Annotated in this window: 17 protein-coding genes; 9 read left to right on the top strand and 8 right to left on the bottom strand. The window is 62.9% G+C overall.

The features are described from left to right. The first annotated feature begins 154 nt into the window (after positions 1-154). On the top strand, positions 155-928 hold the full coding sequence (locus FJ938_RS16225; protein ID WP_140695341.1) for a gamma-glutamyl-gamma-aminobutyrate hydrolase family protein: 774 nt from the start codon (positions 155-157) through the stop codon (positions 926-928). Here the strand turns inward: FJ938_RS16225 and FJ938_RS16230 are convergent, their stop codons facing one another. From FJ938_RS16230 to FJ938_RS16260, 7 genes are all read right to left on the bottom strand, one after another. Beyond that, positions 929-1,201 (bottom strand): hypothetical protein, encoded by a 273-nt coding sequence (locus FJ938_RS16230; RefSeq protein ID WP_246673358.1) that lies wholly within the window; start codon positions 1,199-1,201, stop codon positions 929-931. A gap of 245 nt (positions 1,202-1,446) precedes the next feature. After that, positions 1,447-2,034, bottom strand: a complete 588-nt coding sequence (locus FJ938_RS16235) for a hypothetical protein (protein ID WP_140695344.1) — start codon at positions 2,032-2,034, stop codon at positions 1,447-1,449. A 16-nt stretch (positions 2,035-2,050) separates the two neighbouring features. Next, a complete protein-coding gene (locus FJ938_RS16240; RefSeq protein ID WP_140695347.1) occupies positions 2,051-3,034 on the bottom strand; it encodes a 2-hydroxyacid dehydrogenase in 984 nt (327 codons plus the stop codon). Further along, entirely contained in the window at positions 3,031-4,053 is a 1,023-nt protein-coding gene (locus FJ938_RS16245; protein ID WP_140606744.1) for a LacI family DNA-binding transcriptional regulator, read from the bottom strand. The genes FJ938_RS16240 and FJ938_RS16245 overlap by 4 nt, the downstream gene beginning before the upstream one ends. A gap of 124 nt (positions 4,054-4,177) precedes the next feature. After that, positions 4,178-5,062 (bottom strand): DMT family transporter, encoded by an 885-nt coding sequence (locus tag FJ938_RS16250; protein ID WP_181165460.1) that lies wholly within the window; start codon positions 5,060-5,062, stop codon positions 4,178-4,180. 196 nt (positions 5,063-5,258) lie between these two features. After that, positions 5,259-5,657 carry a GFA family protein gene (locus FJ938_RS16255; protein WP_140695350.1) on the bottom strand — a complete coding sequence of 133 codons (399 nt, stop codon included), beginning with the start codon at positions 5,655-5,657 and terminating at the stop codon, positions 5,259-5,261. A 255-nt stretch (positions 5,658-5,912) separates the two neighbouring features. Continuing rightward, on the bottom strand, positions 5,913-6,320 hold the full coding sequence (locus tag FJ938_RS16260) for a DUF2000 family protein (RefSeq protein ID WP_140695353.1): 408 nt from the start codon (positions 6,318-6,320) through the stop codon (positions 5,913-5,915). Positions 6,321-6,373: 53 nt separating this feature from the next. Between FJ938_RS16260 and FJ938_RS16265 the strand changes: the two genes are divergently transcribed. Then, complete coding sequence (locus FJ938_RS16265) at positions 6,374-7,243, top strand: AraC family transcriptional regulator (RefSeq protein ID WP_140695356.1); 870 nt, start codon at positions 6,374-6,376, stop codon at positions 7,241-7,243. Positions 7,244-7,260: 17 nt separating this feature from the next. Here the strand turns inward: FJ938_RS16265 and FJ938_RS16270 are convergent, their stop codons facing one another. Then, entirely contained in the window at positions 7,261-7,731 is a 471-nt protein-coding gene (locus FJ938_RS16270) for a MarR family transcriptional regulator (protein ID WP_140695358.1), read from the bottom strand. A gap of 421 nt (positions 7,732-8,152) precedes the next feature. On the opposite strand from FJ938_RS16270, the gene FJ938_RS16275 reads away from it, so the two are divergent. The 7 genes from FJ938_RS16275 to FJ938_RS16305 all read left to right on the top strand — a co-directional run bounded on the left by FJ938_RS16275 (position 8,153) and on the right by FJ938_RS16305 (position 15,190). Continuing rightward, the gene (locus FJ938_RS16275; protein ID WP_140695360.1) at positions 8,153-9,217 is read left to right on the top strand and encodes a GTP-binding protein; all 1,065 of its coding nucleotides are present in this window, start codon (positions 8,153-8,155) and stop codon (positions 9,215-9,217) included. A gap of 81 nt (positions 9,218-9,298) precedes the next feature. Then, on the top strand, positions 9,299-9,577 hold the full coding sequence (locus FJ938_RS16280) for a DUF1778 domain-containing protein (protein WP_140606738.1): 279 nt from the start codon (positions 9,299-9,301) through the stop codon (positions 9,575-9,577). Beyond that, positions 9,574-10,101 carry a GNAT family N-acetyltransferase gene (locus FJ938_RS16285; RefSeq protein ID WP_140695362.1) on the top strand — a complete coding sequence of 176 codons (528 nt, stop codon included), beginning with the start codon at positions 9,574-9,576 and terminating at the stop codon, positions 10,099-10,101. The genes FJ938_RS16280 and FJ938_RS16285 overlap by 4 nt, the downstream gene beginning before the upstream one ends. An 87-nt stretch (positions 10,102-10,188) precedes the next feature. Continuing rightward, positions 10,189-11,163: a WD40 repeat domain-containing protein gene (locus FJ938_RS16290; protein WP_140695364.1), complete on the top strand. Its 975-nt coding sequence runs from the start codon at positions 10,189-10,191 to the stop codon at positions 11,161-11,163. A 206-nt stretch (positions 11,164-11,369) separates the two neighbouring features. Beyond that, positions 11,370-12,752, top strand: a complete 1,383-nt coding sequence (locus FJ938_RS16295; protein ID WP_140695365.1) for an aspartate aminotransferase family protein — start codon at positions 11,370-11,372, stop codon at positions 12,750-12,752. Between the two features lie 32 nt (positions 12,753-12,784). Further along, a complete protein-coding gene (locus FJ938_RS16300; RefSeq protein ID WP_181169118.1) occupies positions 12,785-14,170 on the top strand; it encodes a glutamine synthetase family protein in 1,386 nt (461 codons plus the stop codon). Positions 14,171-14,455: 285 nt separating this feature from the next. Further along, positions 14,456-15,190, top strand: a complete 735-nt coding sequence (locus FJ938_RS16305; protein ID WP_281409098.1) for a UdgX family uracil-DNA binding protein — start codon at positions 14,456-14,458, stop codon at positions 15,188-15,190. The last annotated feature ends 255 nt before the right edge of the window (positions 15,191-15,445 follow it).

The following is a 15,445-nucleotide window of genomic DNA, read 5'->3' on the forward strand; positions in this document are numbered from 1 at the left end:
GGATTTGACAGCGCAGGCGCGCGACCTTGCCACTATAGTCTAACGGGCTGTCTGCTGGCCTATCCGACACGCTGAAACTTGGCATGGAAAAAAGCCAGGGGATCGCCTATTTTGAGGGCAGGACATCCCTTGCCAGATGGAAAACAGACCCAAAATGCATCAGCCGCTCGTCGCCATATCGACCGACGTCCGCCAGTTCGACAACTACACCTGGCATGCCGCCCCGCAGCAATACCTGGAAGCCGCAATCGTGGGTGCGGGCGTGTTTCCCTTGCTGGTGCCGTCGTTCGGCGACAGGCTCGACTTCGATGAACTCCTGTCATCGGTCGATGGTGTGATGGTCACTGGCTCGAAATCCAACGTCCACCCCTCGCTCTACGGCGGCGACCCCAGTGAAGCCAACGGCCCCTACGACCCGGCCCGCGACGCCACCACGCTGCCGCTGATCCGCAGGGCGATCGAGCGTGGCGTGCCGCTGCTTGCCATCTGCCGTGGCATCCAGGAGATGAATGTGGCGCTGGGCGGCACGCTGGCGACCGAGATCCAGGAGCGCGAGGGTTCGCTCGACCACCGCGCACCGGTGAGCGACAATCAGGACGAGCGCTTCGGCATCCGCCAGAAGGTGACGATCAAGCCCGGAAGCTGCCTGGCCGGCGTGTTCGGGGAGGGCGACATCATGGTCAATTCGGTGCACCGCCAGGCCGTCGACCGACTCGGCCCGAAGCTGCAGCTTGAAGCCGTCGCCGCCGACGGCACGGTCGAGGCGGTTTCGGTCAGGGATGCCCGCGCCTTCGCGGTCGGTGTCCAGTGGCACCCGGAATATTGGGTCAAATCGGACAGCATCTCGGCCAAGATCTTCCGCGCTTTCGGCGATGCGGTGCGCCTGCACGCCACAGCAAAATCCGGTGCACGGGCCGCTGCGGAATAATCAGTCTTCAGTCTTCCGATCGCCCGCCAGCGACAGCAAAGGTGCGGTCGGGGCGTAGGATTCATAGCCGCCGCCATCGGCCACGGCGAAGGTCACGATCGGATCGATGCCGTTGGCGCTGAAGGCGACCGTTCCGTCCTGTCCTTCGCGCCAAAATTTTGCCTGTTCGATGCCTGGCAAGAGCCGCCGGCAATTGGGCGCCAGCGTCAACAGCGACAGGCCGTCCGAGAACCGGGGCGCCGCGCGTGACCGCGCAGGCCCCTTCGTCGCCATTGGCGACCAGCCTAAGTGTTGCCGGGCGCCGGGGCGTCTTCGGCGACGCTTGCCCCATTGCCGCCGTGAAACAGCTGGACGCCGCCAAACAGCGCGGCGACCGCAATCAGTGCGGAAAGCACTTTCATCCTTTCTTCACCCTGCGAACTTCTGGATTCAGAATAATTTCAAAGAGTTAAGCCGGCGTAAACAAATACGGCGGTGCGACAGATCGCAAATGTCGAAGGTTACCGAAAAACGCCAGCCTATTTCGACGCGGCCGGCAAGTAGCGATCCGAGAGGAGCTTGAACAGCCATTCACGTTCGACATCGGTGGCACCTGACGCAAGTTCAATCCTCTGTGCACCAGCGTCGACTGTTAGCCGGTTGCAGGTGTCGCCCTCGCGAAGTCTCAACGACTTGAGCTGCGTCCGGTCGATCCTAAGTTCGGTCCGCTTCGGAAACAGAGAGGACCCTGCCGGGAAAGATCTCGAGTTCGGCATCTTGAAGGGCGCTATGCCCGGATCATAGACAAGTCCAGCAAGCTCGAGCTTTATGGTTTCAGGTATCGATCGCTGGAAAACGCGGCGAATAGTCAGGACCGCAAAGAGGCCTCCTACCGTCCAGGCACAAAGCCAGAAAACGAGAAATCCCGTTCCACCTCCCGCCGGCGTTGTCATGATCTGGTGGGCGGCGGAAATCTCCCCGAAAGCCCAGCCGCCAAGCCAGAATAGAATGAACACGCCTGCCATATAGGTAGTGGCAGGCGGTCTTGGGTATGGAATTGAAACAAGCTGCTCCCGACCATTGGTCGCGACTGAGATCGTCGAGTTTTCGGGAGGCCTTACAGCCATCGGGTTTGCCTTTTGGCTAGCTGCGAGGCTTCACGTTGGCCGTCTCTGGCACCGGTGTCAGCGGCCGGCGGTCGCTGAACCAGGACACCAGATTGTCGACGCAAAGATCCGCCATCGCGCGGCGCGTATGCTCCGAGGCGGAACCGACATGCGGCAACAGCGAGGTATTCGGCGCGTCAAGTAGCGCCCTGGGCACGTTCGGTTCGTCGGCGAAGACATCGAGCCCGGCGGCGGCGATGGTGCCGCCGGCAAGAGCCGCCGCCAGCGCCGTCTCGTCGACCGTGCTGCCGCGTCCGATGTTCACGAAGACACCATTGGCGCCGAGCGCCGACAGGATTTCGGCGTTGACCGCCTTCTGTGTCGAGGCACTGCCGGGCGCCACCGAGATCAGCGTGTCGACCGCCTCGGCGAGCCCCTTCAGCGTCGGATGATACTGGTAGGGAAGACCTTCGACACGACGCCGGTTGTGATAGGCGACCGGCAGGCCGAACGCTTCCAGCCGCCGGGCGATGGCTAGCCCGATACGGCCCATGCCGAAAATACCAACGCTGCGACCACGCAAGGTCAGCCGGCTCAGCGGATAGTTGCCCTTGCGCACCCAGCTGCCGTCGCGCAGCCATGTTTCGGCGCGCGGCAGGTCGCGGATCGTGTTGATGAGCAGGCCAATCGCGGTGTCCGCGACCTCTTCGGTGAGGACGTCGGGCGTGTTGGTGACCATGATGTCCTTCGCCGCCGCATGGCTGACATCGACCGAATCGTAGCCGACACCGAAGGAGGCGATGATTTCGAGATTGGGCAATGCGTCCATCATCGCCGCGCCGATGCCGGCAAAGGAGGCTATGCCACGCACCGTGCGGCGCATCTCCTCGGTGACCAGCGCCGGATCTGTGCGCTCGATCCTCACCTGCCTGAAGATGCGATCGATGCGCTCTGCCGCATGGCCGCTGAAATCCGCCGGCACCAGAACGGCAATGGTATCGAGCTGTTCAGCCTTGGTCATGCACGCTCCACCGGCTTGCCGGTCGACTGACGCACATGCAGCTCCGGCTTGATCAATTCCTGCGAGGGCCGCACCGTCTGCCCGTTGAGCTTGTCGAGCAGCGCGCTGGCGGCACGGCGGCCGACCTCGCGCTGGCCGTTCCAGACGGTGGTCAGCGCCGGAGTGGCGATCGCAGCTTCCTCGAGATCGTCATAACCGGTGACGGAGATGTCGATGCCCGGCACCAAACCGGCACGCGCGATGCCGTTCATCAGGCCGATGGCGACAAGGTCGTTCCAGCAGCAGGCGGCGGTCGGCTTGTCCTTCAGCGCCAGGAATTGCCCGGCGGCTTCGAAGCCGGCCTGCTTGGTGCGCGGCCCGGCGATGCGCCAGGACGGCCTGACTTCGAGCCCCGCCGCCTCCATGGCGTTGACATAGCCCTGGTAGCGGTCGCGGCCGGTCGAGGTCTGGTCGGTGCCGCCGATCATGGCAATGCGCTTGTGCCCGAGCGAGATCAAATGGTTGGTGGCAAGGCCGGTGCCGTAAGCATCGTCGCCGCGAAACACCGGCACGTCGGCGCCCTCGACCGTGCGGGCGATCAGCACTGCCGGCAGGCCGTTCTCCTCGGCCATCAGGATGTCGGAAGCTGGCGTGCCGATGGCCGGCGACATGATGACGCCGTCGGCGCCGAGCTGCAGCAGCGTGTCGATGAAGGTGCGCTGCTTCTCGAGCTGGTCGTAGTGGTTGGACAGGATAAAGGTCTGCCGGCTGCGGTCGAGTTCGCTTTCGATCGAGCGCAGGATCTCGGCGAAGAACGGGTTCATGATGTCGTGGACGACGACGCCGACAATGCCCGAGCGCGAGGTGCGAAGGCTGGCGGCGCGGCGGTTGTAGATGTAGCCGATGGCGCGCGCATGTTCCTTGATGCGATCGCGCGTCGAGCCGGCAACCAGCGGGCTGTCGCGCAGCGCCAGTGACACCGTGGCGGTGGACACGCCGAGCGCATCCGCGATCGTCGACAGCTTGATCTTCTGTGCCAGTGACCTGTGCTCCCCGACCGGCTTTAGTCCCTATGCATGCGGTTGTCCCGGAACCGGTTCCCACTTTTGGGTAACATGCATTAAACAGTTTAAAGGCGGCCTTATGCCATCGATTGGGGGCAAATCAAAGTTTTTTTGCCAGCGCTTCCGCCTCGACATCGGAGACCGCTCGGCTCTGCAGCCGGAGCCGGTGCTCACGGTGGACGATGTAGAGGCCGCTGGCGACTATGATGGCGGCGCCGACCAGTGTCCAGCGATCGGGGAATTGGCTAAAGACGATCCAGCCGGAGAGGATCATCCATACCATCTGCGAATAGGGATAGGGCGCCAGTGCCGTGGTCGTCGCCAGCCGATAGGCCTGGACCAGCAGCCAGTGCCCGACGCCGCCGAAAACGCCGAGCATGAGCAGCACGAACCAGTGCCAGCCATCATGCGGCAGCGAGAATGAAAACGGCAGCATCGGCAAAAGCAGCACCGCCGGCGCCAGCGCCGAGAACAGGATCAGGCTTTCCGGCGTTTCGGTGGCCGACATGCGGCGCGTCATGATGACATAGAAGCTGTTGGACAGCATCGAGCCCAGCGCGAAGAGGTGCCCGATGCCGAAGACGCCGACACCTGGCCTGGTGATGATCAGAACCCCGGTGAAGGCAGTCAGGATGGCCAGCCAGCGCCGCCAGCCGGCCCATTCGCCGAGCAGCGGACCGGCAAGTGCGGTGATCACCATCGGTCCGAAGAAATAGATCGACGTCGTCTCGGCCAGTTGCAGCGAGCGCAAGGCCAGGATGTTGCACATGGTCGAGCCGAACAGGAACACACCACGCAGCACATGCGCCGGCAGGTTGACCGGACGAAACCGCACCGGCTCGCGCCAGCCGCGCAGCAGCGCGCCGACAAGCACCACATGCACCGCAAAGCGCACCCAGGCGACGATCAGCGCGGAAACACCCGCGAGGACGAGATATTTGCTGCTTGTGTCGAGGAAGGTGAAGAAGACGTAGGTCGCAAGCATGCACAGGATCGCCACGGGCGGTGTCGCGCTTTCGACATATCTTTGGGGAGCACTCACTTGCAGGCCGGGGGAAGCTGGGCTGGAGCCCACCTTTGCGGGAATTGTCGCTTGCCGGCAAGCCAAAAGCGTCTGGCACAACGATACGCCTGTGCAGGCTTAGCCCTCGTCCTGCCTGTGGTTGTCCATCACTTAAGATCTAGCTTTTCGTGTAGTCAGGCCCAAACCGTGTCGGCAGGCCGTCGGCGAGTTTCAACCAAGGGAGCTTCTCCTCAAAGGCGACATGCAGCGTGGGTGCAAATTTTTCCGGCTCCTCCATCGCTGCGGCAAAAAAATGCATGACACCAGACATGTTCGTTGAACGGAAGGACAGCGGCGAGCCACAGTGACCGCAAAATGTTCTTTCTACACGGGGAGAAGAGTTGAACGTTTTCGGTGGCTTGCCCAACCATCGCCAGTGACCATCCAAGACGCCGATGTAGGTGGTCATCGGCGCGGAACATTGCCGCCGACAACTTTCACAATGACAAACCACGCATGCTTGCGCCGGACCATCGACTTCAAAAGCAATAGCGCCACATAAGCAATGACCCCGCATGCAAATCCTCCTTAAGCTCACTGACCTGACCAGTAATTTGCACCGGGCGTATTGAGAGAGTCGCCATGAGATACGCCGAGCTGGCGCTCAATTGCGACATTCGGCGCCAGCGCTTGTGCGCTGGGAGTTGCTTACAATCGGCATTCACTACCGCCTTGGCGGCAATATTGAATGTTCGTGGAGTTTGGCGGTCGTCAGATTGTCGCTTCGCTTTAAGAGTCCACAGCCCAGTGCGGCCTAAGCAATCTTTTGCCTCTATGCGTGCATACGGGCGCCCTTGGTGATCTTGTCGGCGATCTTCTTCTCGGCGCGCAATGCGATGCCCACCACCTTGGCGTCCTCGGGCGCGAATTCGGCGAAGACGGCGCGGTTGGCAGCGTCGAAGCCGGTCGAGAACATCTCCTCGACATAGAGCGAGGTCATCACGCCGCGCTCCAGCGCGCGCCGGTGAATCGTGGCCAGCGTCGCCTGATCGGCCGACAGCATGATGACCGGCTGGATCGACAGCGGGTTGTAGAGATTGCCGGCGCGGTCGCGATAGGGCTCGCCGATGATGTCTGGAAACTGCGCGACGACGCCGCTGGTCAGGAAGGCGGTGACGTTGAGTTTCTGCCAGACCGGCAAGTCTTCCCGCAGGACGATTGCAAATTTCGTATCGAACATGAGAAAATGGACCATTCGAGAATTAGGCCCCGATTGCGAGGCTGAAGGAGACGATGTCGTTCGAACTAGACCGCCAGGCCTTCGAGGGTCTTGGACGTTTGTGCGCCGGCGCGGCCGAAAACTGCATCATCTCCGCTCCCGACCCTGTCGGCATGGAGCGGATCGAGGCGCGGTTTCACGGCAGCGCCTTCGATCCGCACCGTCACGACACTTACGCGATCGGGGTGACGCTGCAGGGTGTGCAGACCTTTCGCTATCGCGGTGCGGTGCGGATAAGCCTGCCCGGCCAGATCATCGTGCTGCATCCCGACGAATTGCATGATGGCGGCGCCGGCACCGAGGACGGGTTGCGCTACAGGATGCTCTATCTGGAACCGTCGCTGATGCTCGATTGCCTTGGCGGGCCATCCCTGCCCTTCGTCAGGGATGCCGTGGTGAGGGACGATGCCTTCTGCGCGACGCTGCTTTCAGCACTAGGGCCGTTGCGGCAGGAACTCGACGAGTTGTTTGTTGCCGACTTCCTCAGCCAGTTGATGCGGAGCCTGTCGCGCCATGCCGGCCAGCCGGCTAAGCCGATGGCCAGAACGGCGTGGCGGGCGGCAGCGCTGGCGCGCGACTATCTCACGGAGAATGCCACTCGCCCCGTGACCTCCGGCGAACTGGAAGCCGTCACCGGGCTCGACCGCTATGCCTTGTCGAGGCATTTCCGCGCCGCCTTCTCGACCAGCCCGCATCGTTTCCTGGTGATGCGCCGGCTTCAGCGCGCGCGGCGGATGATCGCCGCCGGCGAGCCCCTGGCGCAGATCGCGGTCGAAGCGGGCTTCACCGACCAGAGCCACTTCAACAGGCAATTCAAGAAGGCGTTCGGCATGACGCCGGGGCGCTGGTCCTCGCTGATCCGGGAAGGTCCGGCAGCTGCCTGACCGTTGCAATCAGGCGATCAGTCGTCCGACTCGGCGTCGTCGTCGATCAAGACCAATTCCGCGTTGGAGAGATTGGCCTCGATGCGGGCAAGCAGCTTGAACAGCGACTTCTGCTCCTTCTTGTCGAGGCCCTTCAGCGCCTGCTTTTCGGTCTTCTTCACCGACTTCTCGATGGCGCGGATGGTTTCGCGGCCGGTATCGGTGAGGAAGATATGCGCCTGACGGGCATCGGACTCGGAGGCGCGCTTTTCCAGAAAGCCCTGGGCCTGCAGCCGGTTGATGGTCTTGGTGATGGTGGGCGGGCGCACGCCGAGGCGACCGGCGAGGTTGCCCGGCGTCTGGCCGTCCTCGCGATCAAGCGCCAGCATGATCTGATCCTGGCCGGCATAGAAGCCATGCGCCAAAAGCCGCGCCGCAAGTGCCGTTCTTGCCAGCCTTGCCGCCGAATGCAGCCGGCTCATTGTTGCAGTCTTGTCCGCCTTGGCCATGGTCATCCCTCTTCGGCCGTACCGGTGCGCGTAGCATAGACGCAGCCGGCCGGTTGGCAATCGACGATCGAAAAAGATTCCGGCGCCCCAAACAGCTTTGCCGGCAAGCATTGTGGTGTCCGCCGTGGCTAATGCCAGATGTTTATTTCAGTTAGATGACAAACGAGTTTCCCGAGCCTCGGATCCGCGACGATGACGACGACGGCCGCTGCGACGATCGGCGACTCCTGGCAAGATGCCTTCTTTGCCTTCCAATCACAGAAACGGCGACACTTTCCGCCACCATCACCACAGGACAATCCCGGCCGGCCGCTTGGCCCATTGGTTTGCCCCGTGCAAAAGCCCGGCACACCTCCTATATGGAACCGACAATCCCTTTATTCGGCCTGGATTTTCAGGGCCCAGTCATTCGAGGCAAGCCATGAGCGACGCACAGACGCAGATTCCCGTAACCGTTCTCACCGGCTATCTCGGCGCCGGCAAGACGACGCTGCTCAACCGCATCCTGTCGGAGAACCACGGCAGACGTTACGCGGTCATCGTCAATGAATTCGGCGAGATCGGCATCGACAACGACCTGATCGTGGAATCTGACGAGGAGATCTACGAGATGAACAATGGCTGCGTCTGCTGCACGGTGCGCGGCGACCTGATCCGCGTCGTCGAAGGCCTGATGCGCCGGCCCGGCCGCTTCGACGCCATCGTGGTCGAGACCACCGGCCTCGCCGATCCGGTGCCAGTGGCGCAGACCTTCTTCATGGACGATGACGTGCGCTCCAAGACCAAGCTGGACGCCGTCGTGGCGCTGGTCGACGCCAAGCATCTGCCGCTCAGGCTCAAGGATTCCAAGGAAGCCGAGGACCAGATCGCCTTCGCCGACGTCGTCGTGCTCAACAAGACCGACCTCGTCACCCCCGAAGAACTCGCCAAGGTCGAGGCGACGATCCGCGCCATCAATCCGGCGGCAAGGATCCATCGCACGACGCGCGCCGGCGTTGCTCTGTCGGAGGTTCTCGACCGCGGCGCGTTCGACTTGTCCAGGGCGCTGGAAAACGACCCGCATTTCCTCGAAGCGCGCGACGATCACGATCATCATGACCACGATCATCATGACCACGACCATGATCACGACGGGCATGACCACCATCATCATCATGATCATGACCATTCGCATCCTTCCGATATCCACGACGTGACGGTGAAGTCGGTGTCGCTGCGCGGCGGCGAGATGGACCCGAAGAAGTTCTTCCCCTGGATCGAGAAGATCACCCAGATGGAAGGTCCGAACATCCTGCGCCTGAAGGGCATCATCGCGCTCAAGGGGGATGATGAGCGTTACGTCATCCAGGGCGTGCACATGATTATCGAGGGCGACCACCAGCGCGCCTGGAAGGACGGCGAAAAGCATGAGAGCCGGCTGGTGTTCATCGGCCGCGAGCTCGACGCCGAACGGTTGAAGAAGAGCTTTGACGCCTGCCTGGCGTAGACCTGGCCTCACGGCGCCTTAGCGGGTTGAATATCTCACGATGTACACATACTATGTGTACATCGACACTGGGAAATATCTATGCCTAGATCAGCCGACAACAAAAGCGAGCGCTTCCAAATCCGCATTCCTCCAGCGCAAAAGGCGATGATCGCCCGCGCCGCAGCACTGTCGCACAAGGACATGACCGATTTCATCCTCGACAAGATCGTGCCCGAAGCGCAGGCCGTGATCGAAGCCGCCGAGGTGACGACGGTATCCGGCCGCGATTTCACGCGCATCCTTAACCTGTTGGAACACCCGCCAAAACCCAACGCCAAGCTCCGGGCCGCGATCGCCACCTTGCCGGATACACTGTGACGCTTCCGCCTTGGCACGAGGAACCGATTGCGAAGGGACACGATCGGACGTCTTTCGATTGCGGCGACACGCAAATGAACGATTTCCTGCGAAGATTCGCGCGACAGAGCCACGATCAAAACGCAGCCAAGACCTTCTGTGCAATCGATGACACAGCTTCGGAGCGTATCCTCGGTTTCCATACCATCGCGCCGTCTGCCGTGGCTCATGAAACCGTGCCCGAAACAATGACGAAGGGCCTTGCGCGACACGAGGTTTCCGGTTTCAAGCTTGCTCGGCTCGCAACCGACCGCACCGTCGCCGGTCACGAGCTTGGAGGTCAACTGCTTGCCGCCGCCGTGTTGCGCTGCCTGCGGCTCGCCGGCGAGGGTGGCGGCATCCTGCTCATCATTGATGCCAAGAACGAGCGAGCCGCGAGGTGGTACGCCAGCTATGGAGCCGAGCGCGTGCAAGGGCGGGAATTGACCTTGGTGATGCCCTTGGCGACGTTCGCGTCCGACCTGCGCGCCAAGGGATTGCTTTGATGGCCCTTGGCGATCCTCCTGGTTGCCCGAACCGCAAACGTCGAGTAAGCCGCCTCTGTAATCTCATCCCGTTGAACAAAGATAATCATGCCAACCGTCGCCCCGCTTGATCTCGAAGGCCATTGCGTCGCCGCCGTCTTTCTCGGCGATGTGCCGCATTTTGCGCTGGCCGATGGCGCCATTCATCGGCTCGACAATGGCCACAAGACCTTCCAGGCCAATGACGGATTGCTCAGCGCCTTCCATGATGCGGCCAATGACCGGCTGATCACCGGCGGCGAGGACGGCAAGACGTTGGCCGTGAAGGCCGGCGGCGAAGTGACCGAACTGGCGAGCGCCGGCAAGAAGTGGATCACCAGCGTCGCAGCCGGACCGCAAGGCACCATCGCCTATGCCTCGGGCAAGACCGCCTTCGTGCGCTTTGCCGACGGCAAGACCAGGGAGTTCGCCCATCCGCGTTCCGTCGAGGGGCTGGCGTTCTCGCCCAAGGGCATGCGCTTCGGTGTCGCCCGCTACAATGGTGCGACGCTGCATTTCCCGGCCGCCGAGAGCAAGCCGGTCGAGCTTGAATGGGCCGGCGCCCATACCGGGATCACCTTCTCGCCCGATGGCGCCTTTCTGGTCACGACCATGCAGGAAAACGCCTTGCATGGCTGGAAGCTGGCCGACGGCAAGCACATGCGCATGAGCGGCTATCCCGGCAAGGTCAAAAGCCTTTCATGGAGCGTGAAGGGCAAATGGCTGGCAAGTTCCGGTGCGCCGGCGGCGATCGTCTGGCCGTTTTCCGGCAAGGACGGGCCGATGGGCAAGGCGCCGCTGGAGCTCGGCACGCGCGGCAACGCCATGGTGACCTCGGTCGCCTGCCATCCGAGCCAGGACGTCGCGGCCATCGGCTATGACGACGGCATGGTCATGGCGGTGCGCTTCGCCGACGCCAAGGAAGTGCTGCTGCGGCGGCCGGGCAAGGGCGCCATCACCTCGATGATGTGGGACAAGGAAGAACGCCGCGTCGCCTTCGGCAGCGCGGCCGGCGACTGCGGCGTCATCGACATCACGGCGTGAGGGAATAAGGCAGTAGGGCAGTAAGGCAGTATGTACCGGACCTGGCCGGGAAACTGCCTCCCCTACTGCCCTACTGCCCTACTGCCCTACTGCCCTACTGCCCTACTGCCCTACTGCCCTACTGCTGAGCCAATGCAGAACGGACGCGCGGCTAATTGCGGTCGCGGAGCTTGATTGGCTAAGAGGGGCCAGCGAGAGGGGGTTTCATGCACAGCAGCGACAGTTCCAAGACGTCCATCGGCGGCATCGGCCGTGACCGCATCGCCGAACTGCGCGACAGCGAGGCCGAGGTCTTCCGCAAGGCGCGGCCGAAATCGCACGCCGGGGCCGGCAACGGCCTGCCGGGCTTCTTCGGCGGCGTGCCGATGCATTGGATGAACGACTGGCCGACGCCGTTTCCGATCCTGGTCGACAGCGCCAGGGGCGCCACGATCACTGATATCGACGGCAACAGGCTGGACGATTTCTGCCTTGGCGATACCGGTTCGATGTTCGGCCATTCGCCGCCGCCGGTGGCGCGCGCCATCCGCCGTCAGGCCGGTCGCGGCCTGACCTATATGCTGCCTTCAGAGGACGCACTCGCCATCGGGCCGCTGCTGCAGCAGCGTTTCGGGCTGCCGTTCTGGCAGATCGCGACCACGGCGACCGACGCCAACCGCTTTGCGCTGCGCGTTGCCCGCGCCGTCACCGGCCGCGAGAAGATCCTGGTCTTCAACGGCTGCTACCACGGCTCGGTCGACGAGACGATGGTGCGGCTGATCGACGGCAAGCCCGTCAACCGACCGGGCTTGGCGGGCGAGTTCCGCGACCTGACCCGCACGGCCAAGGTCATCGAGTTCAACGACATTGCCGCGCTGGAAGCCGCGCTCGAGGACAGGGATGTGGCTTGCGTCATCGCCGAGCCGGTGCTGACCAATTCCTGCATGGTACTGGCCGATCCCGGCTTCCACGACGCGCTGCGCAGACTGACCCGCGCGGCCGGCACGCTGCTCCTGATCGACGAGACGCACACCATCTCGACCAGCCCCGGTGGCTACACCGGGAAATACGGGCTGGATCCGGATTTCTTCGTGCTGGGCAAGCCGATCGCCGGCGGTGTGCCGGCCAGTGTGTGGGGCATGAGCGATGAAGTCGCCTCGCGCTATGCCGATTACAACAGGACCAAGGAGCCCGGCTATTCCGGCATGGGCACGACGCTGTCGGCCAATCCGCTACAGTTCGCGACGATGCGCGCCACGCTCGAAGAGGTGATGACGCAGGAGAATTATGACCGCATGGATCATCTGGCGCGGCGGCTCGATGCCGGACTGACCGAGGTGATCGACCGCTATCGCCTGCCATGGCATGTCGCCCGTATCGGCGCCCGCGTCGAGTTCATCTGCGCACCCGGTCCGTTGCGCAACGGCGCCGAGGCGGAGGGCGCGCATGCGCCTGAGCTGGAAGCCGCCCTCCATGTCGCGCTGGTCAATCGCGGCGTGCTGATCGCGCCGTTCCACAACATGATGCTGATCTCGCCGGCGACCCGCGCCGCGCAGGTGGACCGGCTGATCGCCGCCTTCGGCGCGGTTGCGGCAAAGCTTGCGGCATGAGACAAGCGGCCCAGCCAAACCCGAGTGCCATCATGATTTCACCTTCGGGCTCCTCGCCCACCGAGGCGCAAGCCTTTCTCGATGCCCATCCCGAGATCGAGGCCTTCGATATCGTGCTGACCGACGCCAATGGTGTCGGCCGTGGCAAGATCGTGCGCCGGCACGAGCTGAAAAGCATCTTCGAGGGCGGCCGGCACATGCCGATCTCGATCCTCGGCCTCGACATCACCGGCGAGGATGTGCACGAGACAGGGCTGATCTGGACGACCGGGGACGGCGACCTCAGGGCGTGGCCGATTCCCGGCACGCTGGTGCCGCTCCATGGCACCAGCCCACCGCGCGGCCAGGTGCTGATGGCCATGTATCATCTCGACGGCCAGCCAATGTCGTCGGACCCGCGCCTGGCGCTCGCACGGCAGGTCGACATATTGGCCTCGAAGGGGCTCTATCCCGCCGGTGCCTTCGAACTGGAATTTTTCCTGCTGGCCAACGAGCGCGATGCCGACGGCAAGGTGCAGCCGGCACGCGCGGTGCTGGACGGCCGCGTTTCGGGCAAGACGGAGGTCTATTCGGTCGACCATCTGCACGGCATGGAGCCGCTGTTCTCCGACATCTATGCCGCCGCCAAGGCGCAAGGCATTCCCGCCGAGACGGTGATCTCCGAGTATGCGCCAGGCCAGTACGAGTTGACGCTGAACTACCGCAAGGATGTGATGCGGGCCGCCGACGACCTTGTCATGCTGAAGCGGCTGGTGCGGGCCCAGGCGCGCCGCCATGGCGTCACCGCCTGCTTCATGGCCAAGCCGATCGAGAAATATGCCGGCTCGGGCATGCATTTCCATGTCTCGCTGCAGGACAAGGACGGCAAGAACGTCTTTTCGGAAAGCCCCGGCGAAACCTGGTCGCTGCCGCTGCTGCGCGGTCTCGGCGGCCTGATCCAGACCATGGCCGAATCGATGCTGGTGTTTGCGCCGCACGCCAATTCCTGGCGCCGCTTCGTCTCGCAATCCTATGCGCCGGTGGCGCCCACCTGGGGCGTCAACAACCGCTCGGTGGCGCTGCGCGTGCCAGCGGGCGACGCCAGGAACCGGCGCATCGAGCATCGCCCGTCGGGCGTCGACGCCAATCCCTATCTGATCGCGGCGACGGTGCTGGCCGGCATCATCAAGGGTCTCGACGAAGCGCTCGACCCCGGCCCCGAGACCACCGGCAATGGCTATGAGGCCGAGGTGACCCGCACCACCATGCCGGCCGACTGGCGGGCGGCCATCGAAGCCGCCAGAGCGTCCAGCTTCCTGAAAGGCGCGCTCGGCGAAGATCTGCACCGAACCTTCGTGGCGATCAAACAGTCCGAATATCTGCGCGTGGCACGCACGGTTAGCGAACTGGATTATCATCTCTACCTGCACGAGGTGTGACGACCTGATGATGGGCGGCGATCACTTTTTTCGCCGCCTGCCCGCAAAAGAGGTAGCGTAGCGGCCAATTAGAACATACCGTGAACGTATGAGTGCTCTTACCATCCGAGATGGCTGGCGATCGGGCCGGGCGCCGCGAAGGGTGACGTGCCGGCACAGGATGATACCGAGGCGCTGTGGCGCACCCATTTCGAGAACATCTTCAATCCGGCGCGGCGAAGGTGAAGACCATGCAGAAGGAGATGCCGAAAAAAATATTGGCGGAACCTTCCAGAGGCTTCGCTCATTCCAGATCTAATCGCAGGAGCGGACAAGGCCGCTATAGCTATGATCGCCAGGATGTCGACAACGCCCGCGCCGCGTCACGCCAAGGTGCAGGCAAAGCATTGGCCAAAACGCCAGCCGGCCGAAGAGCTTGAGGACGATGGTGCGAGCACCATCACCGAGTTGCGCGAAGTCGCGAAGGGTTGTCGCCGCTGTCCCTTGTGGCGCGATGCGACACAGACCGTGTTCGGCGAAGGGCCCGACAACGCCAAAGTGGTTTTCGTCGGCGAACAGCCCGGCGACCAGGAGGACCTCACCGGCAAACCTTTCGTAGGCCCCGCCGGCAAGGTGTTCGACGCCATCCTGGACGACGCGGGCGTCGACCGCCTGAAGGTCTATGTCACCAATGCGGTCAAGCACTTCAAGTTCGAACCGCGCGGCAAGCGGCGCATCCACTCAAAGCCCAATGCCGGCGAAGTCCAGGCCTGCCGCTGGTGGCTCGACAGGGAGTTCGCGCTCATCAAGCCTAACCTCGCCGTGGCGCTCGGTGCCACGGCGGCATTGTCGTTGCTGGGCAAGGCGATCCCGGTGACCAAGATGCGCGGCCAGGTGATCGAGCGAGAAGATGGCTTGCGCGTCTTCATCACCATCCACCCCTCCTTCATCCTGCGCATCCATGAGCCAGCCGACAAGGAAGCCGAGCGCGAACGGTTTTTGAAGGATATGAAGCAGGTGAAGAAGCTGATGGGGACGTGAGATCATGCGAGCTTGGAGATTAGCCGAAAGCTCATCGTTTCGTCATCCTTGGGCGAAGCAAGGAGCGAAGCGACGCGGCGCAGACCCGAGGATCCATGCCGTTGCTTTCACGCGCTGCAACGGTGAAGAATTTCTGCTCCGACGCACTTTGTGGCTAAGGTAACGGCATGGATCCTAGAGAGCATCGGGCGATTAACATGCAACGTAGCCTGCCTGTTTGAGATAGTTCCAGCATTCGGTTGGATCGAACATGGC

The organism is Mesorhizobium sp. B2-4-14 (genome assembly GCF_006442155.1).
In the GTDB taxonomy this organism is placed as follows: Bacteria; Pseudomonadota; Alphaproteobacteria; order Rhizobiales; family Rhizobiaceae; genus Mesorhizobium.

Bases quoted from the DNA above. Each gene is read 5' to 3' on its own strand.
- FJ938_RS16225 (WP_140695341.1), top strand. From the start codon at position 155: ATGCATCAGCCGCTCGTCGCCATATCGACCGACGTCCGCCAGTTCGAC.
- FJ938_RS16230 (WP_246673358.1), bottom strand. From the start codon at position 1,201: ATGGCGACGAAGGGGCCTGCGCGGTCACGCGCGGCGCCCCGGTTCTCG.
- FJ938_RS16235 (WP_140695344.1), bottom strand. From the start codon at position 2,034: ATGGCTGTAAGGCCTCCCGAAAACTCGACGATCTCAGTCGCGACCAAT.
- FJ938_RS16240 (WP_140695347.1), bottom strand. From the start codon at position 3,034: ATGACCAAGGCTGAACAGCTCGATACCATTGCCGTTCTGGTGCCGGCG.
- FJ938_RS16250 (WP_181165460.1), bottom strand. From the start codon at position 5,062: ATGCTTGCGACCTACGTCTTCTTCACCTTCCTCGACACAAGCAGCAAA.
- FJ938_RS16255 (WP_140695350.1), bottom strand. From the start codon at position 5,657: ATGCGGGGTCATTGCTTATGTGGCGCTATTGCTTTTGAAGTCGATGGT.
- FJ938_RS16260 (WP_140695353.1), bottom strand. From the start codon at position 6,320: ATGTTCGATACGAAATTTGCAATCGTCCTGCGGGAAGACTTGCCGGTC.
- FJ938_RS16265 (WP_140695356.1), top strand. From the start codon at position 6,374: ATGTCGTTCGAACTAGACCGCCAGGCCTTCGAGGGTCTTGGACGTTTG.
- FJ938_RS16270 (WP_140695358.1), bottom strand. From the start codon at position 7,731: ATGGCCAAGGCGGACAAGACTGCAACAATGAGCCGGCTGCATTCGGCG.
- FJ938_RS16275 (WP_140695360.1), top strand. From the start codon at position 8,153: ATGAGCGACGCACAGACGCAGATTCCCGTAACCGTTCTCACCGGCTAT.
- FJ938_RS16280 (WP_140606738.1), top strand. From the start codon at position 9,299: ATGCCTAGATCAGCCGACAACAAAAGCGAGCGCTTCCAAATCCGCATT.
- FJ938_RS16290 (WP_140695364.1), top strand. From the start codon at position 10,189: ATGCCAACCGTCGCCCCGCTTGATCTCGAAGGCCATTGCGTCGCCGCC.
- FJ938_RS16295 (WP_140695365.1), top strand. From the start codon at position 11,370: ATGCACAGCAGCGACAGTTCCAAGACGTCCATCGGCGGCATCGGCCGT.
- FJ938_RS16300 (WP_181169118.1), top strand. From the start codon at position 12,785: ATGATTTCACCTTCGGGCTCCTCGCCCACCGAGGCGCAAGCCTTTCTC.